At 74.9% G+C, this 23,802-nt stretch carries 18 protein-coding genes; 9 read left to right on the top strand and 9 right to left on the bottom strand.

Annotated features, from left to right (window positions below; genetic code table 11):
- Positions 1-114 precede the first annotated feature (114 nt).
- Positions 115-972, bottom strand: a complete 858-nt coding sequence (gene panB / locus ACYVDA_RS05960; RefSeq protein WP_460815968.1) for a 3-methyl-2-oxobutanoate hydroxymethyltransferase — start codon at positions 970-972, stop codon at positions 115-117.
- A gap of 106 nt (positions 973-1,078) precedes the next feature.
- Here panB and ACYVDA_RS05965 point away from each other — a divergent pair, with 106 nt between their 5' ends.
- From ACYVDA_RS05965 to ACYVDA_RS05995, 7 genes are all read left to right on the top strand, one after another.
- Positions 1,079-3,136, top strand: coding sequence for an NAD(+) synthase (locus tag ACYVDA_RS05965; protein ID WP_460815970.1), 2,058 nt, complete (start codon positions 1,079-1,081; stop codon positions 3,134-3,136).
- On the top strand, positions 3,133-3,909 hold the full coding sequence (locus tag ACYVDA_RS05970) for a type 1 glutamine amidotransferase (protein ID WP_460815972.1): 777 nt from the start codon (positions 3,133-3,135) through the stop codon (positions 3,907-3,909). The genes ACYVDA_RS05965 and ACYVDA_RS05970 overlap by 4 nt, the downstream gene beginning before the upstream one ends.
- A gap of 10 nt (positions 3,910-3,919) precedes the next feature.
- Complete coding sequence (gene glnA / locus ACYVDA_RS05975) at positions 3,920-5,257, top strand: type I glutamate--ammonia ligase (RefSeq protein ID WP_460815974.1); 1,338 nt, start codon at positions 3,920-3,922, stop codon at positions 5,255-5,257.
- Between the two features lie 112 nt (positions 5,258-5,369).
- Complete coding sequence (locus ACYVDA_RS05980) at positions 5,370-6,725, top strand: S41 family peptidase (protein WP_460815978.1); 1,356 nt, start codon at positions 5,370-5,372, stop codon at positions 6,723-6,725.
- A 160-nt stretch (positions 6,726-6,885) separates the two neighbouring features.
- Positions 6,886-9,867 (top strand): bifunctional [glutamine synthetase] adenylyltransferase/[glutamine synthetase]-adenylyl-L-tyrosine phosphorylase, encoded by a 2,982-nt coding sequence (locus tag ACYVDA_RS05985; RefSeq protein ID WP_460815981.1) that lies wholly within the window; start codon positions 6,886-6,888, stop codon positions 9,865-9,867.
- Positions 9,868-9,911: 44 nt separating this feature from the next.
- Positions 9,912-10,565 carry a SatD family protein gene (locus tag ACYVDA_RS05990; RefSeq protein ID WP_460815985.1) on the top strand — a complete coding sequence of 218 codons (654 nt, stop codon included), beginning with the start codon at positions 9,912-9,914 and terminating at the stop codon, positions 10,563-10,565.
- A 12-nt stretch (positions 10,566-10,577) separates the two neighbouring features.
- Complete coding sequence (locus ACYVDA_RS05995; RefSeq protein ID WP_460815987.1) at positions 10,578-11,312, top strand: hypothetical protein; 735 nt, start codon at positions 10,578-10,580, stop codon at positions 11,310-11,312.
- Positions 11,313-11,327: 15 nt separating this feature from the next.
- Here the strand turns inward: ACYVDA_RS05995 and ACYVDA_RS06000 are convergent, their stop codons facing one another.
- The 3 genes from ACYVDA_RS06000 to ACYVDA_RS06010 all read right to left on the bottom strand — a co-directional run bounded on the left by ACYVDA_RS06000 (position 11,328) and on the right by ACYVDA_RS06010 (position 14,107).
- Positions 11,328-11,828: a VOC family protein gene (locus ACYVDA_RS06000; protein ID WP_460815990.1), complete on the bottom strand. Its 501-nt coding sequence runs from the start codon at positions 11,826-11,828 to the stop codon at positions 11,328-11,330.
- Between the two features lie 222 nt (positions 11,829-12,050).
- Complete coding sequence (locus tag ACYVDA_RS06005; RefSeq protein ID WP_460815992.1) at positions 12,051-13,424, bottom strand: sensor histidine kinase; 1,374 nt, start codon at positions 13,422-13,424, stop codon at positions 12,051-12,053.
- Positions 13,421-14,107 carry a response regulator transcription factor gene (locus ACYVDA_RS06010; protein WP_460815994.1) on the bottom strand — a complete coding sequence of 229 codons (687 nt, stop codon included), beginning with the start codon at positions 14,105-14,107 and terminating at the stop codon, positions 13,421-13,423. Before ACYVDA_RS06010 ends, ACYVDA_RS06005 begins: the two co-directional genes overlap by 4 nt.
- A gap of 176 nt (positions 14,108-14,283) precedes the next feature.
- On the opposite strand from ACYVDA_RS06010, the gene ACYVDA_RS06015 reads away from it, so the two are divergent.
- On the top strand, positions 14,284-14,817 hold the full coding sequence (locus ACYVDA_RS06015) for a hypothetical protein (protein WP_460815995.1): 534 nt from the start codon (positions 14,284-14,286) through the stop codon (positions 14,815-14,817).
- Positions 14,818-14,856: 39 nt separating this feature from the next.
- Here ACYVDA_RS06015 and ACYVDA_RS06020 read toward each other — a convergent pair whose 3' ends face one another.
- Both ACYVDA_RS06020 and ACYVDA_RS06025 read right to left on the bottom strand, forming a co-directional pair.
- Entirely contained in the window at positions 14,857-15,936 is a 1,080-nt protein-coding gene (locus tag ACYVDA_RS06020) for a sulfite oxidase (RefSeq protein WP_460815996.1), read from the bottom strand.
- Between the two features lie 29 nt (positions 15,937-15,965).
- Positions 15,966-16,967 carry a 5'-3' exonuclease H3TH domain-containing protein gene (locus tag ACYVDA_RS06025; protein ID WP_460815998.1) on the bottom strand — a complete coding sequence of 334 codons (1,002 nt, stop codon included), beginning with the start codon at positions 16,965-16,967 and terminating at the stop codon, positions 15,966-15,968.
- A 191-nt stretch (positions 16,968-17,158) separates the two neighbouring features.
- Between ACYVDA_RS06025 and ACYVDA_RS06030 the strand changes: the two genes are divergently transcribed.
- On the top strand, positions 17,159-18,040 hold the full coding sequence (locus ACYVDA_RS06030; RefSeq protein ID WP_460816001.1) for a serine protein kinase RIO: 882 nt from the start codon (positions 17,159-17,161) through the stop codon (positions 18,038-18,040).
- A gap of 30 nt (positions 18,041-18,070) precedes the next feature.
- Here ACYVDA_RS06030 and ACYVDA_RS06035 read toward each other — a convergent pair whose 3' ends face one another.
- Genes ACYVDA_RS06035 through ACYVDA_RS06045 form a run of 3 tightly spaced genes read right to left on the bottom strand, consistent with a single transcriptional unit; the run spans position 18,071 to position 23,748 of the window.
- Complete coding sequence (locus ACYVDA_RS06035) at positions 18,071-21,469, bottom strand: error-prone DNA polymerase (RefSeq protein WP_460816005.1); 3,399 nt, start codon at positions 21,467-21,469, stop codon at positions 18,071-18,073.
- A 33-nt stretch (positions 21,470-21,502) separates the two neighbouring features.
- Entirely contained in the window at positions 21,503-23,062 is a 1,560-nt protein-coding gene (locus tag ACYVDA_RS06040) for a DNA polymerase Y family protein (RefSeq protein WP_460816135.1), read from the bottom strand.
- Positions 23,063-23,070: 8 nt separating this feature from the next.
- The gene (locus ACYVDA_RS06045; RefSeq protein ID WP_460816008.1) at positions 23,071-23,748 is read right to left on the bottom strand and encodes a hypothetical protein; all 678 of its coding nucleotides are present in this window, start codon (positions 23,746-23,748) and stop codon (positions 23,071-23,073) included.
- Positions 23,749-23,802 lie beyond the last annotated feature (54 nt).

The raw sequence follows: 23,802 nt of genomic DNA on the forward strand, positions 1-23,802 counted from the left end.
TCGAGCCGGGCGGACCCCGGCTGGTGAAGACGATTCTGACCCGACAGGGCGGACTTACGTCACGAAATGAGCAAATGCGTCATAAACGGACAGATCAGACACGGTCTGTCCGGGTCAGAAGGTGTGCTCCGGGCCCGGGAAGGTCTGGCCGCGGACGTCGTCGGCGTACGCCCGGGCGCCGTCGAGCAGGACGGTGCGCAGGTCGGCGTACTGCTTGACGAAGCGGGCCATCCGGCCGCCCCGCAGCCCGAAGGCGTCCTGCCAGACGAGGACCTGCCCGTCGCACCCGGCACCCGCGCCGATCCCGATGGTCGGGATCTCCAGCTCGGCCGTGACCTCGGCCGCCACGTCGCCGGGCACCATCTCCATCACCACGGCGAAGGCGCCGGCCTCCTGGACCGCGCGGGCGTCGGCGAGCACGCGCTCGGCGGCCTCGCCGCGGCCCTGCACGCGGTACCCGCCCAGGGTGTGCTCGCTCTGGGGCGTGAACCCGATGTGGGCCATCACCGGCACGCCGCCCCGGGTCAGCAGCTCGATCTGCGGGGCCACCTCTCGTCCGCCCTCGAGCTTGACCGCGTGGGCGCCGCCCTCCTTCATGAACCGGACGGCGGTGTCGTAGGCCTGCTCCGGCGAGCGCTGGTAGGAGCCGAACGGCAGGTCGCCGACCACCAGGGCGTGCGCCGCCGACCGCGACACCGCGCGGGTCAGCGGCAGCAGCTCCTCGACCGTGACGGGCAGCGAGGTGGCGTTGCCGTAGACGTTGTTGGAGGCGCTGTCGCCCACGAGCAGCACCTCGATGCCGGCCTCGTCGAAGACCTCCGCGGTGTACATGTCGTACGCCGTCAGCATCGCGAACCGCTCGCCGCGCTGCTTGAGCTCGCGCAGGTGGTGGGTGCGGACCCGCTTGCGGGGCGTGGCGCTCGGTGCGGTCGACCCGGCGCCGGTGCCGTAGGGGGCGGTCTCTTCGGTCATGGGGGAGACGCTAGACCCGCGCGCCGGTGGTGCGCCCGGCCGCGGGTCTGTGGGCCTGGTCACGCCGGTGCGCCCCGGGCAGGACCGTCTCTGCGAGACTGCGGGCGTGGACTTCTCCTCGGCCTACGCCCAGGGCTTCGCCCGGATCGCCGCCTGCACGGTGCCGGTCGCGATCGCCGACCCGGCCGCCAACGCCGCCACCGTGCTCGCCGAGGCGAGGGCCTGCCACGACGAGGGTGTCGCGGTCGCGCTGTTCCCCGAGCTGTGCCTGAGCGGCTACTCGATCGAGGACCTGCTGCTCGCCGACGTCCTGCTCGACGCCGTGGTCGCGGCGATCGCCACCCTGGTCGAGGCCAGCCGCGACCTCACCCCGGTGCTGGTCGTGGGGGCCCCGCTGCGCGGGCGCAGCCGCCTCCACAACTGCGCCGTCGTGATCCACCGCGGCCGCGTCCTCGGGGTGGCCCCCAAGGTGCACCTGCCGAACTACCGCGAGTTCTACGAGAAGCGGCACTTCGCCTCCGGGTCCCCGTTCCACTCCGGGCGAACCCTGCGCCTGCTCGGGCAGGACGTCCCCTTCGGCCACGACCTGGTCTTCGAGGCCACCGACGTGCCGGGCCTCGCGGTCCACGCCGAGGTCTGCGAGGACATGTGGGTGCCGGTGCCCCCGAGCGCCCACGCCGCGCTCGCCGGGGCCACCGTCCTGCTCAACCTCTCCGGCTCGCCGATCACGGTGGCGCGGGCCGAGGACCGCCGGCTGCTGGTCCGGTCGGCGAGCGCGCGCTGCCTGGCGGCGTACGCCTATGCCGCGGCCGGGGAGGGGGAGTCCTCGACCGACCTGTCCTGGGACGGCCAGACGATGGTCTACGAGCTCGGCGACCTGCTGGGGGAGACCGAGCGGTTCCCCGCGGGCCCGCGCCGCACCGTGGTCGACGTCGACCTCGACCGGATCCGCCGCGAGCGGCTCCAGCAGGGCTCCTTCGACGACAACCTGGCCACCTCCGGGGCCCGGGGGGAGCCCACCCGGGTCCCCTTCACGCTGGACCCGCCCGCCGGCGACATCGGGCTGCGGCGCAAGGTCGACCGGTTCCCGTTCGTCCCCGACGACCCGGCTCGCCTGGCCCAGGACTGCTACGAGGCCTACAACATTCAGGTCTCCGGCCTGGAGCAGCGGCTGCGCGCCATCGGCGGCCCGAAGGTCGTCATCGGCGTCTCGGGCGGTCTGGACTCCACCCACGCGCTGATCGTCGCGGCCAAGGCGATGGACCGGCTGGGGCGGCCCCGCAGGGACATCCTGGCCTTCACGATGCCCGGGTTCGCCACCGGCGAGACCACCCGCTCCTACGCCACGCGGCTCTCGGAGTCGCTCGGCGTGACCTTCGAGGAGCTCGACATCCGGCCCGCCGCGCGCCAGCTCCTGGCCGACATGGGACACCCCTTCGGCGCCGGCGAGGAGGTCTACGACGTCACCTTCGAGAACGTCCAGGCCGGCCTGCGCACCGACTACCTGTTCCGGCTGGCCAACCAGCGCGGCGGGATCGTGCTGGGCACCGGCGACCTCTCCGAGCTCGCGCTGGGCTGGTGCACCTACGGCGTGGGCGACCAGATGTCGCACTACGCGGTCAACACCGGCGTGCCCAAGACGCTCATCCAGCACCTGATCCGCTGGGTCGCCGACAGCGACCAGCTCGGCGCCGACGGCGCCCCGACCGAGGAGGTCAACGAGCTGCTCCGGGCGATCCTCGACCTCGAGATCACCCCCGAGCTGGTCCCGACCCGCGAGGGCGAGCAGCCGCAGTCGACCGAGACCTCGGTGGGTCCCTACGCGCTCCAGGACTTCACGCTGTGGCACGTGCTGCGCCACGGGTCGCGCCCCAGCCGGATCGCCTTCCTGGCCGAGCACGCCTGGCGCGACGTCGACGCCGGCGAGTGGCCCCCGGGCTACCCCGAGGACCGTCGCGTCGCCTTCGGGCGGGCCGAGGTCCGCCGGTGGCTCGAGGTGTTCGTGCGCCGGTTCTTCTCCAGCCAGTTCAAGCGGTCCGCGCTGCCCAACGGCCCGAAGGTCAGCCCCGGCGGCACGATGTCGCCGCGCGGGGACTGGCGGATGCCCTCGGACGCGGGCCCGGCCGCCTGGCTGGCCGACCTCGACCGGGTGCCGCGGGAGTGAGCGACCCGTCCGTGCCCCGGCCGCCGCGGGTCCTGGTGGTCGAGCACGAGGCCGGAGCCCCCGCCGGGCTGCTGGGCACCTGGTTGGTCGAGGCCGGTGCCCTGCTCGACGTACGCCGTCCGTACGCCGGGGACGCGCTGCCCGCCGACCTCACCGGCCACGACGTGCTCCTCGTCCTCGGCGGCTCGATGGGCGCCCACGACGACGCCGACCACCCGTGGCTCACGCCCACCAAGCAGCTGCTGCGGGAGGCCGCCGCGACCGGGGTGAGCGCCCTGGGGATCTGCCTGGGCCACCAGCTCGCCGCGGCGGCGCTCGGGGGTCGCTCGGACCCGGACCCGGCCGGCCAGCAGCTCGGCCTGCTCGACGTCGGGTGGACCGCGGCCGCGGCCGACGACGCCCTGCTCGGGCCGCTGACGCGCACCGCGCGGGTGGGGCTGCACTGGAACGGTGACGTCGTGGAGCCGGCCCCCGCCGGCACGGTCGTGCTGGCCCGGTCCGCCGGTGGACGCCTCCAGGCCGCGCGCTTCGCCCCCACCGTCCGGGGCCTCCAGCTGCACCCCGAGGTCGACGAGGGCATCGTCGCGACCTGGGCGGCCGAGGAGGAGCACCCGGATCGCTTCGCCGCCGTCGTGACGCAGGTCGCCGCCGCCCGCGACGAGCTGGCCTCGGCCTGGCGACCGCTGGCGGCGGCCCTCCTCGCGACGACCCACCAGGGGCCGCCGGGGACTGCGTCACCCACTGGGTCACCGGTCGGGTCCCCGACGCCCTAGGCTCGGCGTCATGGGAAAGCAGGAAGACTTCGTCCTTCGCGCGCTCGAGGAGCGGGACGTCCGGTTCGTGCGGCTGTGGTTCACCGACGTGCTGGGCTACCTGAAGTCGGTCTCGGTCGCGCCGGCCGAGCTCGAGGGCGCGTTCGCCGAGGGGATCGGCTTCGACGGCTCCGCGATCGAGGGCTTCGCCCGGGTCACCGAGGCCGACATGCTGGCCCACCCGGACCCCTCGACGTTCCAGCTGCTGCCGTGGCGGGGCGAGGGCTCGTCGGTGGCCCGGATGTTCTGCGACATCATGATGCCGGACGGCTCCCCGTCGTACGCCGACCCGCGCTACGTCCTCAAGCGCACCCTCCAGAAGGCAGCCGAGAAGGGCTTCACCTTCTACACCCACCCCGAGATCGAGTTCTACCTCTTCCAGGGGCGGCCCGGCGCCGGTGAGGACCCGATCCCGGTCGACCGCAGCGGCTACTTCGACCACACCGCGCAGTCCCGCGGCGCCGACTTCCGCCGCGAGGCGATCAGCATGCTGGAGTCGATGGGCATCTCGGTGGAGTTCAGCCACCACGAGGGCGGCCCGGGCCAGCAGGAGATCGACCTGAGGTACGCCGACGCGCTGTCCACCGCCGACAACATCATGACCTTCCGCACCGTGGTGCGCGAGGTGGCGCTGAGCCAGGGCATCTGGGCCAGCTTCATGCCCAAGCCGTTCACCACCCACCCCGGCTCGGGCATGCACACCCACGTCTCGCTGTTCGAGGGCGACGAGAACGCGTTCTTCGAGGCGGGCGCGGAGTACCAGCTGTCCAAGACCGCCCGCCACTTCATCGCCGGGATCCTGCGCCACGCCGCGGAGATCACGGCCGTCACCAACCAGTGGGTGAACTCCTACAAGCGGCTGATCGGCGGCACCGAGGCCCCGTCGTACATCTGCTGGGGCCACAACAACCGCTCCGCGATGGTGCGGGTGCCGATGTACAAGCCCAACAAGGCCCAGTCCACCCGCATCGAGCTGCGCAGCATCGACGCCGCCTGCAACCCCTACCTCGCCTACGCGGTCGTCCTGGCCGCCGGCATGAAGGGGCTGGAGGAGGAGTACGAGCTCCCGCGCGAGGCCGAGGACAACGTCTGGTCGCTCAACGACCGCGAGCGTCGCGCCCTGGGCCTCGAGCAGCTCCCGCGCAACCTCTTCGAGGCCATCCGGGTCGCCGAGGACTCCGAGCTGCTCGCCGAGACCCTGGGCGAGCACGTCTACGAGTTCTTCCTCCGCAACAAGCGTGCGGAGTGGGAGGAGTACCGCGGCCAGGTCTCCGCCTTCGAGCGCGACCGGATGCTCCCGGTCATCTGACCGTCGAGGGGGCTCATCTGGTGGCCGAGGGGGCTCATCTGGTGGCCGAAGAGGCTCGTGTGGTGGCCGAGGGGGCTCATCTGCACGCCGAGACGGCGCACCTGGTGGCCCGGTGACGCTGGACGGCCTCGACCGGTCGCGCCCGTTCGTGGTCGCGACGGGCGGGGCTGCCGATCCGTCGCTGGTGGCCCTCCTGAGGGCCGAGCCCGCCGAGCTGGAGGCCGTCCTCGGGGTCGGCGTCGAGCTCGCCGAGCGGGTCCCGGACGGGCGGTCGGGGTGGGAGGTCGTGGTGGACCCCGCCGCGGACGTGACCGAGCTGCGCTGGGACACCCCGAGGCAACGACTCACTGCCCTCCTGCCCGATCCGGCGCGGCACGGGGTCGCGGTGAACCTGCTGCACACCCTGGCCCACGCGCCCGGGACCACCGCCCGCGACGACGACGCGACGACCCCGGCCGAGGTGCTCGACCGGGTCGAGGCCGAGGTGCTGCACGTCTGGCCCTCCTTCGACCTGCGCGCCGTCGATCGCGAGCGCTGGGCCGCGGCCCGTCCCGACCCCGACCAGAGCGACGAGGGGTTCGTGCTCGCGCTGCAGCGCTGGGTCGCAGGGCTCGGCGACGCCCACACGGCGGTGCACCGGCTGCCGCGCCCCACCCACCACCCGGCGTACGCCGGTGCACTCACCTCGCGCGGCCTGGAGCTCACCGGCGTGCCCGAGGACTCCGACGCCGCACGTGCGGGCGTCGGGCCCGGGTGGGTCGTCGAGGTCGACGACCCGGCACGGTGGCTGTCGACGACGGGGGCGACCCCGCACATGCACGCCCGCGCGGCCGCCCGGCGGTTCCTGGCGATGGCCGGCCCGACCCGCCCCCTCGTCGCCACTGGGCCCGGCGGGCAGCGACGGCGCTGGACCGAGCACGTCCGGGAGCGCCCCGACGTCGAGCTCGACGAGGACCGGGCCCGGGTCCGGCTGGCAGGCTTCGGGCCGGGCACCCCGGACCGGGTGGCGTGGGCCCTGGACCGGCTGGCCGGACGGTGCGAGGTGACCCTCGACCTGCGCGGGAACGCGGGCGGCCGGCTGCTGTCGGCCACGGAGATCCGCGCGATGCTGCTGCACGAGCCGGTCGTGGTCGGGACCATCCGGTTCACCGACGGCCGCGGCGGCCTGGCCGACCCCGTCGAGGTGCGCGCCGAGCCGGGGGAGCGCACCTGGCCCGGGCGGGTGCGCCTGCTGGTCGACGCGATGACCTACTCCGCCGCCGAGGACCTGGTCTGGGGGCTCCAGGGACTGCCGCACGTGCGGGTCGAGGGCAGTCGCACCGGCGGCGGCAGCGGCCGGCCGCACACCCGCCGGCTCCGGGCCGACCTCGCCCTCACGGTCAGCACCGCCCTGACCCTGGACGGGAGCGGACGCTGCCTCGAGGGCGCCGGCTGGTCGCCGGACGCCCGGTGGTCCACCGGTCGCTAGCACCCTCGGCTGCCAGATGCGCCCCCTCGGCCGCCAGATGAGCCCCCTCGCGCGCCAGATGGGCCCCCTCGGCTGCCAGATGCGCCCCCTCGCGCGCCAGATGGGCCCCCTCGGCCGCCAGACGAGCCCCCTCGGCGGGAGGGCGCGGTAGGTTCCGGGCGTGGTCGCGCGTGCGGAGAACTCGACGGGTCGGTTGGCGCGGCTGGGCTTCGAGGAGCCCGAGCGGGCCCAGCAGCTGCTCGCCGACCTCGGCGACGTGGCCACGCCCCTGGTGCCGCTGCTGGCGCGCAGCGCCGACCCCGACCTCGCGCTGACGTCGCTGGCCTCCCTGGTGCACGCCGCCGACGACCGGGACCGCCTGCTGCGCGAGGTGGCCGACGACGAGGGCACCTCGATGCGGCTGCTCAGCGTGCTGGGCGCGAGCCAGGCGCTGGGGGAGCACCTGCGCCGCCACCCCGAGCACTGGCGCGAGCTGTGCGACCCGACCCTGGGCTCGACGAGGCCGTCGGCCGCCGCCATGCGGGCGGGCCTGCTGGGCGTGGTCGGGGCGGACCCGGACGCCCGGCTCCCCGTGGCCGGGCTCGAGCACGCCGCCTCGATGGACGCCCTGCGGGTGGAGTACCGGCGGCTGCTGCTGCGCCTGGCCGCCCGCGACCTGGCCCACCACCTCGGGGTCGACGACGCGGCCGCCGAGCTCGCGGACCTCGCCGCCGGCACGCTCGAGGCGGCGCTGGCCGTAGCCCGCGCCAGGGTCGGCCCGGCGTCGGCCACCTGCCGCCTCGCGGTCATCGCGATGGGCAAGTGCGGCGGCCACGAGCTCAACTACGTCAGCGACGTCGACGTCGTGTTCGTGGCCGAGACCGTCGAGGGCGAGTCCGACCAGGCGGCGATGCGGGCGGCCACCCAGCTGGCCTCGACGATGATGCAGGTCTGCTCCGACCACACCCGCGAGGGGACGATCTGGCCGGTCGACGCCAACCTGCGCCCCGAGGGCTCCTCCGGTCCGCTGGTGCGCACCCTCGCCAGCCACGAGGGCTACTACGGCCGCTGGGCCAAGACCTGGGAGTTCCAGGCCCTGCTCAAGGCCCGCCCGGTCGCCGGTGACGCCGAGCTCGGGGCGGCGTACGCCGAGCTGGTCGGCCCGCTCGTCTGGTCCGCCGCCGAGCGGGACGGGTTCGTCGAGGAGGTCCAGGCGATGCGTCGCCGGGTGGTCGCGCACATCCCCGCGGCCCAGACCGAGCGCCAGCTCAAGCTCGGGTCCGGTGGCCTGCGCGACGTCGAGTTCGCGGTGCAGCTGCTGCAGATGGTGCACGGCCGCACCGACGAGGAGATCCGCTCCCCGACCACGCTGAGCGCCCTGGCCCGCCTCACCGAGCGCGGCTACGTCGGGCGCGAGGACGGCCGGTCGCTGCACGACGCCTACGCGTTCCTGCGCACCCTCGAGCACCGGATCCAGCTCTTCGGCCTGCGGCGCACCCACGAGATGCCCACCGACGAGGCGTCGCTGCGTCGCCTGGGCCGGTCGCTGGGCTACCAGCGCGACCCGGTGCGCGAGCTGGACCAGCAGTGGGCCTTCCACCGGCGCGAGGTGCGCCGGCTGCACGAGAAGCTCTTCTACCGCCCGCTGCTCTCGGCCGTGGCCCAGATCAGCGGCGAGGAGGCGCGGCTCAGCCCCGAGGCCGCCCGCGCCCGCCTGGCGGCCCTGGGCTACCTGGACCCCAAGGCGGCGCTGCGGCACCTGGAGGCGCTGACCTCCGGGGTGACCCGTCGGGCGCAGATCCAGCGCACCCTGCTGCCGGTGATGCTGCAGTGGTTCGCCGACGCCCCGGACCCCGACGCCGGGCTGTTCGGCTTCCGGACGATCTCCGAGGCGCTCGGGACGACGCCGTGGTACCTCCGCCTCCTGCGCGACGAGGGCGAGGCCGCCCAGCGGATGGCGCAGGTGCTGGCCACCAGCCGCTACGCCACCGGCCTGCTGCGCCGGGAGCCCCAGGCCGTGGCGATCCTGGGCGAGCAGGAGCGGCTGGAGCCGCTGGGTCGCCAAGTCGTGCAGGCCGAGATGGTGTCCGCGGCCGAGCGGCGGGGGAGCGTGGAGGAGGCGGTGACCGCCGTGCGCGCCGTACGCCGGCGTGAGCTGCTGCGGATCTCGGTGGCCGACCTGTGCGTGCCGTTCGGCGTCGCCGAGGTCGGCTACGCCCTGACCGACGTCACCAGCGCGACCCTGGAGGCCACCCTCCAGGTGGTCCTGCGGTCGGTGTCGGCGGCGCGCGGGGTCGAGGTCCCCACCCGGATGGCGGTCGTGGCCATGGGCCGCTACGGGGGTCACGAGCTGGGCTACGGCAGCGACGCCGACGTGATGTTCGTGCACGACCCGCTGCCCGGCGCGGACCCGCAGGTGGCGGCGTCGGTGGCCTCGACGGTCGCCAACGAGGTGCGCCGGCTGCTCAGCGCCCACGGCCGCGACCCGGCCCTGGAGATCGACACCGACCTGCGCCCCGAGGGCAAGCAGGGGCCGCCGGTCCGCACGCTGCAGTCGTACGCCGCCTACTACGGCAAGTGGTCGGCGGTCTGGGAGGCCCAGGCGCTGCTGCGGGCCGACCCCGTCGTGGGCGACCCGGACCTGCGGGCGGCCTTCGCCGCCCTGATCGACCCCCTGCGCTTCCCCGCGCAGGGGCTGTCACAGGACGACGTCGTGGAGGTACGCCGCATCAAGGCGCGCGTGGACACCGAGCGGCTGCCCCGGGGGGCCGATCCCTCGACGCACTTCAAGCTCGGCCGCGGAGGTCTGGCCGACGTCGAGTGGACCGTGCAGCTGCTGCAGATGCGCCACGCCGGCGCGGTCGAGGCGCTCCAGACCACGCGGACGCTCGAGGCGCTCGAGGCGGCCGTCGAGCACGACCTCCTGGCCCGCGAGGACGCCGACGGGCTGGGGGAGGCCTGGCGCTTCGCCAGCCGGGCCCGCAACGCCACGATCCAGGTGCGCGGCAAGGCGGCCGACCAGCTCCCCCGGGACGCCCGGGAGCGGGCCGCCGTCGCCGCGGTGCTCCAGTACCCCCCGGGGGAGTCCGACGCGATGGTCAACGACTACCTGCGCGCCGCCCGGCGGGCCCGTGGGATCGTGGACCGGATCTTCTGGGAGTGACGCTCACCTGCTTCAAATGACGAATATGAAGCTATGATCTTCAGATGCCAGAGGTGAAGCAGGTGGTCGCCACCCTGATCGGGGACGTCGTCGGCTCGCGACGCAGTGCCGATCGTGGCCAGCTGCACGCCGCGCTGGCCGAGACCGTGGCGGCGGGCAACGAGGCGCTGTCGCCGGTGTCCCCCCTCCGGGTCACGATCGGCGACGAGTACCAGGGGACCTTCACCTCGGTCGGGGCGGCGCTGCACGCGGCCCTGTGGCTGCGGCTGCGGCTGCTCGCGGTCGCCGACGTGCGCCACGGCGTCGGGTGGGGTGCGGTCGAGGTGCTCGCCGAGGAGCCCCGGGTCGAGGACGGTCCGGGCTGGTGGGCGGCCAGGTCCGCCATCGAGGAGGCCAAGGCGGCGGCGGAGCGTCCGGCGACCCGGACCCTGCGCACCGCCTACCACCGCGGCGAGGAGGGCGGCCCCGACCCTCGCGTGGTCAACGCGGCGCTGGTGTGTCGGGACCAGGTGCTTGGGTCTGTGGACGGACGCAGCGCTGCTCGCACGCTGCGGCTCCTGCGTGGCTCGTTGGACGGCCTCGGCCAGCACGAGCTGGCCGCGCAGGAGGGGATCTCCGCCTCGGCGGTGTCCCAGCGCTTCCGACGCGACGGTCTCGGGGCGGTGCTCGCCGCCGAGGAGCTGATGAGAGGGATCTGAGATGGGTGCTCGATGACGTGGGTGGCGCTGCTGCTGCTGGGGGTCGCGGTGACCGACCTGGTCCGGGCCGTCCGGCCGGCACCGGTCCTCGAGGAGTGCCTGGGCGCCAGCGTGGCGGTCTGGCTGGGGCTGCTGGCCGGCCTCACCGGGCCACGTGACCTCGTGGCCCTGGCCGTCATCGCCGCCGTGGTCGTCGCGTGGGGTCAGACGGTGCGTCGCGCGCTGGACTCGGGGCCGGCCTGGTGGCCGTTGACGACGCTGGCGGTGGCGCTCGTCCTGGCGCTCCTGGTCTCGGGGTGGGCCGGCACCGCCGACGGCCTGGTGGGCGCCTGGCTCGACCACACCCGGGTGCCCTCGTTGCGCGGGGTCTCCGCCGACCGGGTGCTGCTGGTGACCGGGGTGCTCGGGGCCAACCTGGCCACGGGCAACGTCCTGGTCCACCTGGTGCTCGCTGCCACGGGCACGGTCAGCCCGGCGGTCCACCGCACGGCCGCCGACCCCGAGGAGCAGCTCAAGGGCGGGCGGCTGCTGGGTCCGATGGAGCGGCTGTTCATCGTCGGCCTGGCCCTGGCGGGGGAGTGGACGGCCGCCAGCATCGTGGTGGCCGCCAAGGGGTTGCTCCGGTGGCCCGAGCTGCAGTCGCGGCGGGAGCAGGGGCTGATCCATCAGCTGACGGAGTACTTCCTGGTGGGCAGCTTCGTCAGCTGGCTGGTCGCGCTGGGCTCGCTGGCGCTGCTGGCCCGCTGAGGGACCCGGTCGTCCTCAGAGGACGTGCTGGCCGTACATCTCGCCGAGCGGGTCGGCGATCAGCTCGATGCGCGCGCCGTCGGGGTCGCGGAAGTAGACCGAGACGCCGCTGTGCACCTCGTGCTCGACCCCGGCCTCCTGCAGCCGGCCGACCAGCGCCTCCCAGCGCTCGGGGTCGACCGAGATGGCGCAGTGGTGCAGACCCCCCAGCACCTCGGCGTACGGGCCGACGTCGAGGCCGGGGAAGTCGAAGAACGCCAGCAGGTTGTCGTGCCCGATGTCGAAGAAGAAGTGCGAGGAGCCGGGGTAGTCCCGGTTCTCGATCAGCTCGGTGAGCGGGAAGCCCAGGACGTCCTGGTAGAAGCGGATCGTGCGCTCGACGTCGCCGCTGATCAGGGCGGTGTGGTGGAGACCGCGGGCGGTCGAGGCCGGCCGCTCGTCGGCGGGCCGCAGGTGCGCGTCGCGGATCCGGTCGCGCCGGGCGGCCAGGTCGTCGGGCGTGGGCTGGTCGGTCATCGTGCGTCCCCCTCGTCGCACCGGCCCCAGGCCGATGAAGGTTCAACCTTCTCACGGGCCGTCGCGGGCGACAACGGTGGTCCGCGCCGAGGGGACGTCCGGGCAGACGAACAGCCAGGCAGAGTCTCGGGTCTCGGCCTGGCTGTTCGAGTGAAACGTACCCCACCGGTGGTCACGTCCGCTGGGGAACGTTCGCGAACCGGGAGATATGGGTCGGCTGGGCTAGTCCGGTACGACGGCCGGGAGCTCGAGGGTGAAGCGGCTGCCGTGCCCGGGCTCGGACCGCACCACCAGTCGGCCGTGGTGGGCGTGCGCGACGGCCTCCACGACGGCCAGCCCGAGCCCGCTCCCGCCCCGGCGCCGGCTGCGCGAGGGGTCGACCCGGTAGAAGCGCTCGGTCAGGTGGGGCACGTGCTCGGGCGCGATCCCGGGACCGGTGTCGGCCACCGTCACCGCGACCAGGTCCCCCCGGCGTACGCCGTCGAGGTGGATCGAGGCGGACCCCGGGGTGTGCTGCACCGCGTTGCCCACCAGCGAGACGATCGCCTGCCGCAGCAGGTCCGGGTCGGCCGGCACCTGGGTCCCGGGCTCGACGTGCACGCCCACCTCGCGCTCGGGCTGGACCACCCTCAGGTCGGCGGCGACGTCGTGCAGGACCCGCTCGAGGTCGACCGGCCGCAGGTCCCCGGGAGCGACCCGTGCCTGCGTCGAGAGCACCAGCAGCTGCTCCACCAGCCGGCCCATCCGACCGGCCTCCTCGTGGATCCGGCGCAGCGCGTCGTCGGGCGCCACGGCGACCGCGCCCGGTGCGCCCGCGCGGTCGCCGGCGCCACCCGCGGCCGCGGAGTAGCCGACGATGGTCGTGAGCGGGGTGCGCAGCTCGTGGGAGGCGTCGGCCACGAAGCGCGCCATCTGCTCGTTGGCCGCGAGGGTGGTCGCCACCATCACGTCCAGCGCCTGGCCCAGCCGGGCGACCTCCGTGCCGGGCGGACCGACGTGGTCGATGCGCCGCAGCCGACCGGCGGAGACCTCGTCGGCGGCCGTCGTCAGTTCCGCGATCGGCCGCAGGCCCAGGCGCTGCACCCACCACACCAGCAGCCCGGCCACGGCGCCGACCAGCAGCCCCGCCAGGGCGAGGGCCAGCCCCAGCCGGGCCACCAGGGCGTCGGTCCTGGTCGTCGGCACGGCCAGCACCATCCGACCGCCGTTGGGCAGGTCCACCGACAGCATCCGAGCGCGAGCCGCGCTCCCGCTCGTGGTGGCCACGGTCCGGGGGACGTCGGACGGGCCCACCCCGCCGGAGAGGTCGGGCACCAGGTCGGGGTCGTCGACCGGGGCCAGCAGCGTGGTCAGCCGGCCGCGGCGGTCGACCCGCCCGACGTACACGTCGGTGGGGGCCTGGACCCGGGGGAGACCGAGGTCGGCCCGGCGGGCCAGGTTCAGCAGGGGGCCGGGCGCGCCGGCGAGGTCGCGCAGCTGGGCGTCGACCTGGCGGACGACCTCGGCGCGCTGCACCGCGAGCACCACGACCCCACCGACCAGCAGGGTGGCGGTGAGCAGGGCCAGCGCGAGCTCCAGCCGACGCCGCAGCGTCACGTCGGCTCCCGCACGGCGTACCCGACCCCGCGCACGGTGTGGATCAGCCGGGGGTCCTGGGTGTCGACCTTGCGGCGCAGCGAGCTGACGAAGGACTCGATGATCGCCGACTCCCCGGCGAAGTCGTACTCCCACACCCGGTCGAGGATCTGCGCCCGGGTCACGACGCGCCCCACGTTGAGCATCAGGCACTGCAGCAACGTGAACTCCGTGGGCGTCAGGTGCTGCTCCTGGCCACCGCGCCAGACGCGGTGCGCGTCCTCGTCGAGGACCAGGTCGGCGACGCTCAACCGGCCCCGTGGACCTCCGCCCGGCCCGTGCCGGCGCAGCACGGCCGCGACCCGGGCCACCAGCTCCTCCAGCGCGAACGGCTTGGTCAGGTAGTCGTCGCCCCCCGCCGTCAGACCCTCCACGCGGTCGACCGTGGCCGAGCGTGCCGAGAGCAGGATCACCGGCGCGGTGCTGCCCGAGGCGCGCAGCCGGCGCATGACCTCGAGCCCGTCGTGGTCGGGGAGCATCACGTCGAGGACCAGCACGTCGGGCGGCGTGCGGGCGGCCAGCTCGAGGGCCTGCCGACCGGTCGAGGCGGTGCTCACCTCGTAGCCGGCGAACCGGAGCGCCGAGGCCACGAGGTAGGAGATGTTCTCCTCGTCGTCGACCACCAGCACGTGCGCACCACCCACGGGTCGACCCTGCCACGGCGTCCCCAGACGCTCCTGAGGACTTCCTGGAGATCTCCTGGACACCGGCGCCGTTCCTCCAGCAGATCTGCGGGTGCTCCTGGGTCGGTCTGCAGGGGACCGGAGCAGGCTCGTCCTGCAGCCAGGACCGTCCGGCTGCCGTCCCCCTGGAGGAACCCGTGCCCCTGCTCGTGCCCGCCGTGGCCGCCCTCGCGCTCAGCGCGGTCGCCGTCACCGGCGTCAACCAGCTCACCCCGACCGCCGACCACAGCTCCTCGACCGCCGGCAGCGCCGCAGCGCGCAAGCACGCGGACGCCGTGCCCGGTGGTCGTCTCGTCCGTCACTGGTACGCCGGCCTCGACACCACGCAGAAGACCTGTCTCGCGCGCCACGACGTCACCACCCACCCCGGCCCGGCGACCGCCGCCGACCGGCTGGCCCTGCTCCGCCAGGTGTCCGCGGCAGCGAAGGCCTGCGACGTCGCGTTCCCCCAGGCCGCGCGGGCGGAGCGTCGCCTGGCCTTCTGGGTCTCGCTCAGCGCCGAGCAGCGCGCCTGCCTGCAGAAGGCGAGCGTCGAGCGACCCATCGGGCCCGCCACCGCGGCGCAGCGCAAGGCCGAGCGGCAGCAGCTGCGTCGGGAGGCGGCCGCCTGCGGCGTCACCCTGCCCCGGCACCGCGCGGCGCGGGGGGCCGGCGCGACCACGGCAGGCTGAGCGCCGGTGCGGTGACCGGCACCCGCCTGCGGGTGCCGGTCACCCCTGCGCGTGGAGCCGCACGTGGGGCCGGGCGTTGTTGACGTAGCCCTTGGGGTTCCACAGGCCGGCCTCGTCCTCGGGCTGCGTGGCCGCCGAGGAGTCCCAGGCGCGCACGACGACCTCGTGCTCGCCCGGGGCCAGGTCGAGCTCGGCGCGCCACTGCCGCCACGCCCACGGACCGAGGTCCTCGAGCAGCTCGGCCTGGGCCCACGACGCGCCGCCGTCGCAGGAGACGTCGACCCGGGCCACCGAGCGGTCGCCGCCGGCGAAGGCGTGGCCGCGCAGCTCGACCACTCCGGCGGCCACCCGGTCGCCGCCGCGGTGCGAGGTCACGTCGGAGTTCAGCGCCACCAGCCCCAGCGGCGTGCCGGCGCCGGGGCCCGGCGTGCCGTCCTCGGGCAGCAGCCGGTAGACCACGTGCTGGAAGAAGCCCGGCCACGCGGTCGCGCGCAGCTCGACCTCGTCCAGCCACTTCACGCTCCGGGCGCCGATGTAGCCCGGGACCACCAGTCGCAGCGGCGCGCCGTGCACGGGCGGGAGCGGCTCGCCGTTCATGCCCCAGGCGAGCAGGACCTCGTGGCGCCACGCCTTGTCCAGCGGGATCGAGCCGCCGAAGCGCTGCTCGGGCTCCGCCTCGGGGCAGGTGTCGGCCCCGACGAGCCCGACGTGGCGGGCCTCCTCGTCCGGACCCGCCAGGGCCAGCACGTCCGCCAGCCGTACGCCGGTCCAGGTCGCGGTCCCCGTCGCGCCGGGACCCCAGGGGGCCTCGCCCGGGATGTCGCGCACGGCCACCAGGCCGGCCCGACGGTTGCCGGCGCACTGCAGGGTCGCGGTGACCGTGTGCTCCTCGAACGCCTCGCGCAGGGTGGTCAGCGACAGCTCCAGCTCTCGACGCACGGCGCCGTGCACCCGCAGCCGCCACGCCGCCGGGTCGAGGTCGGGCACCTCCCCGTGCGAGCGGACGTAGAACGCGTCGTTGGGGGTCACCGGGTCGGCCAGCGCGGCCAGGCTGCTCTCGGCGTTGAACGGCTGCTGCTCGTGCACGGTCATGTCGTCGCGGGTGCCGTGGCGGTCCATGGCGGCAGGCTACGTCGCGCCCGGGCCGGTCACGCCGTCGAGGCGGGGTCGCCGGTCAGGACGCGGACGGCCAGGTCGGTGGTGGCCTCGACGTTGAAGAAGCCCGCGACCCGGGTGACCCGGTCGATGTCGAGGGGCAGCAGCCCCGGTGTGCCCGGGCGGTCCGGGGTGAGGCCGAGGTCGAGGTCGGCGTGGCCCGACATCAGCTCGACGTTGAAGTCGTAGCGCTCGCGGGCGCCGGGCGCGCTGAGTCGGCGTACGACGCCGGCGCCGAGGCGTCGACCCCCGGTCTCGGCGGCCTGGGCGTCGAGCGCGGCCACCAGCGAGCGGCCCTCGTCGTGCTCGACGTCGGCCCAGACGCACCTCATGTCGCCGGCGACGTCCAGCAGCGCGACCGCGGCCTTCTCGCCGATGCCCGTGACGCCGGGGAGGTTGTCGCTGGCGTCCCCGCGCAGCGCCGCGAACGCGAGGTAGTTCGTGGCGTCGACGGCGTACATCAGGCGGAGCCGGGTGGGGTCCAGCAGCGGCGAGCCCGCGATCCCGCCGTCGATCAGGCGCAGGACGCGGGTGTGCGGGCCGATGTGGGCGAACGCGTCGCGGTCGGAGGTCACGATGACGCAGTCCCAGCCGTGGCGAGCCGCCCAGGCGGCCCCGGAGGCGCTGACGTCGTCGGCCTCCAGGCCCTCCGGCGTCAGGGTGGCCAGCCCGAGCGCCCCCAGGAGGGCGCCGGCCCGCTCCAGCTGCTCCACGAGCTCGGGGTGCTTGGGCGCCCGGCCGGCCTTGTAGAGCGGGTAGCGCTCGCGCCGGCGCGAGGCGGTGCGGTCGTCGAGGCCGAACAGCACGGCGTCGGGGGCGAAGCGGTCGATGCACTCCAGGATCTGGCGGAGCATGCCGTGCAGCGCCCAGACCGGGCGTCCCGAGCGGTCCAGGATCCGGGTGTGCGCCCGGGCGTGGTGGTTGCGGTGCAGCAACGAGGGGGCGTCGACGACCAGGAGGAGTCGGCGTGGCCGGGCGTCGTCGGGAGGGGTCATCGAGATCGCGCCCAGCCTACGTCCCACGCGCCGGGGCGGACGAAAACCCGTTGCCGACCGCGCCCCCGCACCGCCACCCTGGGACCGAGCCACCGGAGGTGCCGGTGCCCGGACGAGAGGAGGTGGTCCGACCATGACCGTCGTCGGCCTGCCCCTCGCCACCCTCTCGAGCCTCCGGAGCACCCACCGCCATGCCGCACCAGGACGCGTTCCCACCCGCTGACCCACCGACCCCGTCCCCCCTCGACGAACTCGACCCGGGGTTCGTCTTCGACTTCACCGCCTACGACGAGATCGAGGGCACCGGTCGACGCTGGTCGACCTGGTCCTCGGTCGACGCGCTCAGTCGCGGACCCGAGCCGCGACCCGACTGGGTCGTGACCTCCCAGGGCGCCGTCGACACCGACCTCGGCATCCTCAAGACCGGCAAGGAGGGCGACGTCTTCCTGCTCGAGCGGGCCGACCCGCACGAGCCCGAGCAGGGGGTGGTGATGGCCGCGAAGCGCTACCGCGGGGAGGAGCACCGGGACTTCCACCCCTCCGGCGACTACACCGCCGGTCGCCGGACCCGCAACACCCGCGACGCCCGGGCGCTGGCCCGCAAGTCCCAGCACGGCCGCGCGGTCGCGGCCGGTCAGTGGGCCTGGGCGGAGTGGGAGGCCCTGGTCCGGCTGCACGGACTCGGGCTGCCGGTGCCCTACCCGGTGCAGATCGACGGCACCGAGATCCTGATGGAGTGGATCCAGGTGGACGGCGCGAGCGCACCGCGGCTGGCGCAGACCCGTCCCGACCCCGCCCTGCTCCGGTCCTACTTCGACCAGCTGGTGCACGTGCTGGCCGAGCTGGTCCGGCACGGGCTCGTGCACGGTGACCTGTCGGCGTACAACGTGCTGGCCGCCGGCCCGCGACTGGTCGTCATCGACCTGCCGCAGGTGGTGGACCTGGTGGGCAACCCGGCGGGTCCGGACTTCCTGCTGCGCGACTGCACCAACGTGTGCCGGTGGTTCCGGGCGCGCGGGCTCGCGGTCGACGAGCACGAGCTCTTCGGCGAGCTGATGGCCCACGCGTTCTGAGCCGGCCCGGGGACGGCACGCCCCGCGACGTCAGCGGAAGTCGCGCGAGGACGCGCGGGCCTGGAGCGCCGCCCCGGCACCCGGGACGACGACGTCGAGGCCCTCCACCCGGTCGGCCAGGAGGTTGACCACCCCCTCGTTGCGCTCCAGGCGGCCGCGGACCACCACGGCGACCCGGTTGCGCGCGGCCTGCCGGTGGACCTTCATCACCCCGATCGAGCAGACCACGTTGAGCATCCCGGTCTCGTCCTCGAGGTTGAGGAAGGTGACGCCCATGGCGGTCCCGGGCCGCTGGCGGTGGGTGACCAGCCCGGCCACGTGCACCCGGCGGCCCGACTCCGTGGTGGCGAGGTCGGCGATCGAGCGGACACCGGCGCGACGGAGCTCCTCGCGCAGGTGCTCGACCGGGTGCCGCTCGGGGGAGACCCCGGTGGCCCAGAGGTCGGCCAGGGTGATCTCGGGCTCGCTGAGACCGGGCAGCGTGGGCGCGGCGGGGGCCGGCGTGGTGCCGGGCAGGTGGTCGGCGGTCTCGGAGAAGCCGGCCGCCCAGAGGGCCTCGCGCCGGTCGAGCCCCCAGGCGTCGAAGGCCCCGGCCGTGGCCAGCGCCTCGAGCTGGGTCGAGGTCAGCCCGGCGCGCCGGGACAGGTCGGTGACGCCGGTGAAGGGGGCGTCCTCGCGGGCGGCGACGATGCGTCGGGCCACGTCCGCGCCGATGCCGCGCACCGAGTCCAGTCCCATCCGCACGGCGAGCCCGCCGTCGCGCCGGTGGGCGGGCACCGGGTCGGGCGTGCCTGGCACCCACTCGACGCGCTCGAAGCGTGGCTGGCGGCACGCGTCGAGCCCGGTCGCGACCGGGTCCTGTCCCTCCTGCGTCGGTTCGAGGTCGGCCTGGGCCTGGGAGCGGGTGACGTCGGGCCGGCGTACGTCGACCCCGTGGCGCCGCGCGTCGCCCACCAGCGACTGGGGGGAGTAGAACCCCATCGGCTGGTTGCGCAGCAGACCGGCCAGGAAGGCCGCCGGGTAGTGCAGCTTGAACCACGAGGAGGCGTAGACGAGCAGCGCGAAGGACAGTGCGTGCGACTCGGCGAAGCCGAAGTTGGCGAACGACAGGATCTTGACGTAGATCGAGTCGGCCAGGTCCCCGGTGATGCCGCGACGCTCCATGCCGGCGTACAGCGTGTGCTTGACCGACTCGATGCGCTCGACCCCGCGCTTGGACCCCATCGCCCGCCGCAGCAGGTCGGCGTCGTCGCGGCTGCAGTCGCCCAGCGCCACCGCCATCGCCATCAGCTGCTCCTGGAACAGCGGCACCCCCTTGGTCCGCTCCAGGACCGGGACGAGCTCGGGGTGGTCGTAGGTGATCGGCTCCTGCCCGGTCGCCCGCCGGACGTAGGGGTGCACCGCGCCGCCCTGGATCGGGCCGGGGCGGATCAGCGCGATCTCGATGGCGAGGTCGTAGAACTCGCGGGGGCGCAACCGTGGCAACGTGCCGATCTGCGCGCGGCTCTCGACCTGGAAGACCCCGATCGAGTCCGCCCGGCAGAGCATGTCGTAGACCGCCGGCTCCTCCTTGGGCATCGTCGCGAGGGTCCACCTCTCGCCCAGGTGCTCCTCGGTCAGCCGCATGGTGTGGTCCAGGGCCCCGAGCATGCCCAGGCCGAGCAGGTCGAACTTGACCAGGCCCATCGACTCGCACGCGTCCTTGTCCCACTGCAGCACCGTCCGGTTGTCCATCCGGGCCCGCTCGATGGGGCAGACCTCGCCGATGGGTCGCTCGGTGAGCACCATCCCGCCGGAGTGGATGCCCAGGTGGCGCGGTGCCCCCATCAGCTCCTCGGCCAGGGCCACCACCTGCGGCGGCACGTCGTGGGCCTCGGGATCGCCCGCATCCCCGGTGACCACGGCCTTCCAGCCGTCGATCTGCTTGGACCAGGCGTCCTGCTGCCCCTGGGAGAAGCCCAGCGCCTTGGCGGCGTCGCGCACCGCCATCCGGGGCTGGTAGGCGATCACGTTGGCCACCTGCGCCGCGTTGTGCCGCCCGTAGGTCTCGTAGACCCACTGGATCACCTCCTCGCGCCGGTCGGAGTCGAAGTCGACGTCGATGTCGGGCTCCTCGTCGCGGTGGGCGGAGATGAACCGCTCGAAGGGCAGGCGGTAGAAGACGGCGTCGACGGCGGTGATGCCGAGGGCGTAGCAGACCGCGGAGCTGGCAGCCGAGCCCCGCCCCTGGCACAGGATGCCGCGACCCCGCGCGAACGCGACGATGTCGTGGACGATCACGAAGTAGCCGGCGAAGTCCTTCTCGGCGACGACCAGCAGCTCGTGCTCGATTCGCTCGCGGGCCTCCTGCTCGTGAGGCTCGCCCGCGTAGCGCTCGGCGAAGCCGCGCTCGGCGAGCACCCGCAGCCACGAGTCGGCGGTGTGGCCGGCGGGGATCTGCCGCTTGGGCAGGGCGGGGGAGGCCTTGCGCAGGTCGAAGGCCAGCTCGTCGGCCAGCGACACGCTCCGCGCGACCGCGCCGGGGTGGGCCGCCAGCGCGGCGGCCGTCTCGGCGCCGCTGCGGAGGTGGGCCGACCCCGACAGGTCGAGCCAGCCGTCGAGCTCGGCGAGGCTGCGACGGGCCCGCACGGCCGCGACCGCCGAGGCCACCCGGTGGCGCTGGGGCGTGGCGTGGTGGGCGTTGCCGGCCGCGACGACGTCGAGGCCGTGGACCTCGGCGAGCCGGGCGAGCACGGCGTTCGTCGGTCCGGCCCCGGGGCGGGGCGAGAGCTCGACGAGCACGTTCTCCAGGCCGAACAGCGCCGTCAGCCGGTCCAGGGCCAGGGCGGCCGCCTCCTCGCCGCCGGTCTCGAGCGCTTGGCGCACGGCGCCCTTGCGGCAGCCGGTGAGCACGACCCAGTGCCCGCGTCCGCGCGCGGCCAGCTCCTCGAGGTCGTAGTCCGGGCGCCCCTTCTCGTCCCCCCGCAGGTGGGCGTCGGTCATCGCCGCGGCGAGCCGGTGGTAGCCCTCGACGCCGCGGGCCAGCACCAGCAGGTGGCTCCCCTCGGGGTCGGGCACGCCGTTCTGCGGTCCGGTGAGGCCGAGGGACAGCTCGGCGCCGTACACCGTCGGCAGGTCGTACGCCGCCGCGGCCTCCGCCAGCGCGGGGGCACCGTAGAAGCCGTCGTGGTCGGTGATCGCGAGCGCGTGCAGCCCCAGGCGCACGGCCTCCTCGACGAGCGCGGCCGGGGAGCTCGCGCCGTCGAGGAAGCTGAAGTGACTGTGGCAGTGCAGCTCGGCGTACGGCGTGACGCCCGCCGGCCGCTCGACCGACGGGTCGGCCGTCGGGGCGCGCTTGCGTCGCGAGACCGGGGCGTCGTCGGCCCCCGGGAGCCCGCTCAGGCGCCGCTCGAGCTCCGCCCAGTGCATGGCCGGGTTGTTCCAGCCCATCAGTGCCTCCTGCGACGCGCCACGGGGGCGGGGTCAGTCATACGCGGCCTCCAGGGACCAGCCGTCGGGGCTGCGCAGCAGCAGCCAGGCGCGGCCGTCGGCGCCCACGACCTGGAAGCGGGCCGACAGCCCGGCGCCGCCCGACCACCACGCCTCGTCGGTGGGCCACGGCCCGGCCCACGCGTGCACGGGCTGCCACGGCAGCCGGCTCCCCCCGACCCGGAAGCGGGCGGGCTCGCCGGTCACGACCCCACGATCGGTGACGCGCACGTCCTGGTCGGCCCGGTCGACGACCTCGGCCTGCGGGGGGTCGGCGAAGACCCGCACGGGCGCCGGGCCCGGCACCCGGCCCGGCCAGGGCCGGTCGAGCGGTCGCAGGTCGACGGCGCGCTCGCCCCACGGGACCAGGGCCTGCCGGGCGCCGGGGCTGCGTCCGCCCTGGAGCACGGGGCGCACGACCGCGTCGAACCCGATCATCCCCTGGACCCGGGCCACCCCGCGCTCGACCAGGTCGTCCGACGCGCTGCCCCAGAGCGTCTCGCCGTGGGCGGCGGCGGGCTCGACGACCTCGGGCACGAACCGGATCCGCTCCACGGGCGCGCGCACCCCGCCGGAGTCCTTCCGGGCGCGCAGCGAGCCGCCCACCTCCGCCGACTGGAGCTGCCAGTGCACCCGGTCGACCAGGTCGCGGGCACCGAAGTGGCGGGGGTGCATCCACACGCGCGAGGAGCAGACCACACCGTCGGACTCGGCCTCCACGCGCACCCCGGTGGCGACCAGCTGGCGCGTGGTCAGCTGGTGGACGAACCGCTCGGCGGTGGTGCGGACGCTGAAGGTGATCGCCTCGACCGAGTCGAGCGGCGGCTCGAACGCGACCTCCGCGTCGAGCTCGGGCGGAGGGGTGCGCGCGGCGAAGAGGGCCTGGTCCTCGCCCCGAGCCCGGCGGCGCACCGCGGCGCCGTACGCGCCCAGCCGGTGACCCACGGCCTCGCCCGGCAGGTCGGCCAGGCCCCCGAGCGAGCTGATGCCCAGGCGCCGCAGCAGGCTGACCAGCTCGCGTCCCTGGGCGCCGTCGTCGGCCAGGACGGCGACGGGCAGCCCGCGCAGGAAGTCGGGGGACCGGCCGGGCGGCACGACCGTCCACGACTGCGCGTCGGCGGTGCGGGCGGCCTGCTCGGCGGTGAAGAGGTCGTCGGCGACGCCGAGGCGCACGTCGCGCACCCCGCACCCGACCAGCGCCTCGGTCACGGTCGCCGCCGCGTAGGTCTCGTTGCCGTACCACCGGTCCGGCGCGCGCACGGCGAGCAGTCCGGGCCGCAGGGCCGCCACGCCGGGGCGCAGCTCCTCCACCGTGGCCAGGACGGGCTCGAACGCGCGCGCGTCGCGGTCGGGGTTGGCGGGCAGCACCAGCAGCTCGGGGCAGGCTGCCTGGGCGTCGCGACGGCGTTGCCCCCGACGGACGCCCTCCCGGCGGGCGGGGGTGTTGCAGACCTCGACCAGGTTGGCGTGGAGCACGGCGGCGGGGGAGCGCAGGGGTGCCCCGGCCTCCTCCAGCGCGGCGACCACCGACCAGTCGGGGCACCACACGACCATGACGCGCACTAGGCCCAGCCGATCGCCGGTCGGACCTCCGGGGCCTCGACCCCAGGGCGGTCCAGGACCTCGATCCCCGGCCACCCCAGGTCCACCCGGCGCGGTGGCCGCGCACCGCGGTGCACGAGCACCCCGGTGCGGCGCTGTTCCAGCTGGCCGTCGCCGGTGCCCGGGCCCGCCCAGGCGGTCTCCACCGTGCTCAACCGGGCCTCGACCCGGGGCCAGCGACCGTGCACGACGAGCACCGACGAGCGGTGACGCAGGCGGGAGTCCAGGACGGCCGCGTTCTTCTCGCTGACCGAGGCCGGGGGACGCAGCACCACCACGCGCAGCACGTCGACCAGGGCGGCGGTGACCTCGAGCCAGTGCTCGCCCAGGTCGGGGACGAGCACGGTGCGCGACAGCTCGATGCCGAGCGCGGCGGCCGCCTCGGCGCCGAAGTCGGGGTAGCCCGCGAAGCCGACCCAGGAGCCCGCTTGCGAGGCACCCGCCGCCGCGGCGAGGGCCAGGGAGACGCTGTCCACGGCGTACGTCGACCCCGCGTGCAGGGGCAGCACGTCCGTGAGACCGGGCAGCACGGGCACCGGGTCCTTGGCGGGTCGCCGCTCCAGCGCGGCCACCCGCTCCCGGAGCTGCTCCAGCACCGGCCGACCCGGGTCGAGCTGGGCGGACCGGGAGGACGACATGGGCCTAGCATCGAACATGTGTTCGAACTTCGTCAAGCCGTTCCAGCACACCCG

The sequence above is a fragment of the Nocardioides korecus genome, from assembly GCF_054778395.1.

Coding starts and splice junctions, on each gene's coding strand:
- panB (WP_460815968.1), bottom strand. CDS start 972: ATGACCGAAGAGACCGCCCCCTACGGCACCGGCGCCGGGTCGACCGCA.
- glnA (WP_460815974.1), top strand. CDS start 3,920: ATGGGAAAGCAGGAAGACTTCGTCCTTCGCGCGCTCGAGGAGCGGGAC.
- ACYVDA_RS05990 (WP_460815985.1), top strand. CDS start 9,912: ATGCCAGAGGTGAAGCAGGTGGTCGCCACCCTGATCGGGGACGTCGTC.
- ACYVDA_RS05995 (WP_460815987.1), top strand. CDS start 10,578: ATGACGTGGGTGGCGCTGCTGCTGCTGGGGGTCGCGGTGACCGACCTG.
- ACYVDA_RS06000 (WP_460815990.1), bottom strand. CDS start 11,828: ATGACCGACCAGCCCACGCCCGACGACCTGGCCGCCCGGCGCGACCGG.
- ACYVDA_RS06020 (WP_460815996.1), bottom strand. CDS start 15,936: ATGGACCGCCACGGCACCCGCGACGACATGACCGTGCACGAGCAGCAG.
- ACYVDA_RS06025 (WP_460815998.1), bottom strand. CDS start 16,967: ATGACCCCTCCCGACGACGCCCGGCCACGCCGACTCCTCCTGGTCGTC.
- ACYVDA_RS06030 (WP_460816001.1), top strand. CDS start 17,159: ATGCCGCACCAGGACGCGTTCCCACCCGCTGACCCACCGACCCCGTCC.
- ACYVDA_RS06035 (WP_460816005.1), bottom strand. CDS start 21,469: ATGGGCTGGAACAACCCGGCCATGCACTGGGCGGAGCTCGAGCGGCGC.
- ACYVDA_RS06040 (WP_460816135.1), bottom strand. CDS start 23,062: ATGGTCGTGTGGTGCCCCGACTGGTCGGTGGTCGCCGCGCTGGAGGAG.
- ACYVDA_RS06045 (WP_460816008.1), bottom strand. CDS start 23,748: ATGTCGTCCTCCCGGTCCGCCCAGCTCGACCCGGGTCGGCCGGTGCTG.